This window comes from Brevundimonas sp., assembly GCF_046293315.1.
Classification (GTDB): domain Bacteria; phylum Pseudomonadota; class Alphaproteobacteria; order Caulobacterales; family Caulobacteraceae; genus Brevundimonas.
The window spans coordinates 1-566 of the sequence record NZ_JBKBPF010000100.1 but is presented as its reverse complement, the minus strand read 5'-3'; the positions used below and the strand labels follow the sequence as shown (position 1 = coordinate 566).

At 68.0% G+C, this 566-nt stretch carries 1 protein-coding gene; it reads right to left on the bottom strand.

Translation table 11 applies throughout. The features are described from left to right. Positions 1 to 28: 28 nt before the first annotated feature. The coding region (locus ACK4SE_RS14215) for a radical SAM protein (protein WP_409694033.1) at positions 29 to 566 on the bottom strand (538 nt) is incomplete at its 5' end.

Here is a 566-nt window from a genome sequence, read left to right as displayed (position 1 = left end):
TGGCGCACCGCAGTCGTACTCGCGCGGTCTACTCAAAAAGGTCCATCTGGCTTTTTGACCCGTGTGGAACGGTGAACTTCGTCGTATCCAGCTCGTGGCGGGGCCCGTCGAGTCCATAGCGTTTGACGGCAGCCTTGAACCGGGTCCCGATCAGGTCGGCGACGGGGCCGGCGCCCTTCATCCGCTGGGCCCAGTCAGCGTCGTAATCCTTGCCCCCGCGCGTTTGGCGAATCAGCGACATGACCCGGGCCGCACGGTCCGGTCGGGCCTCTGCCAGCCATTCGCGGAACAGGTCTTTGATCTCCAGCGGCAGGCGCAGGGTCACGTACATGGCCGTGCTCGCCCCGGCCTTGGCAGCCGCCTCCAGCACCGCCTCCAGCTCGTGGTCGTTCAGACCGGGGATGACCGGGGCAAAGCCGACCCCCACAGACACGCCGGCGTCGGAGAGGCTCTTGATCGCGTCCAGTCGCCGGACCGGCGTCGCCGCGCGCGGCTCCATGGTCCTGGCCAGATCGCGGTCCAGGGTGGTGATCGAGACGAACGCCGTCGCCAGCCGTTCACGCCCC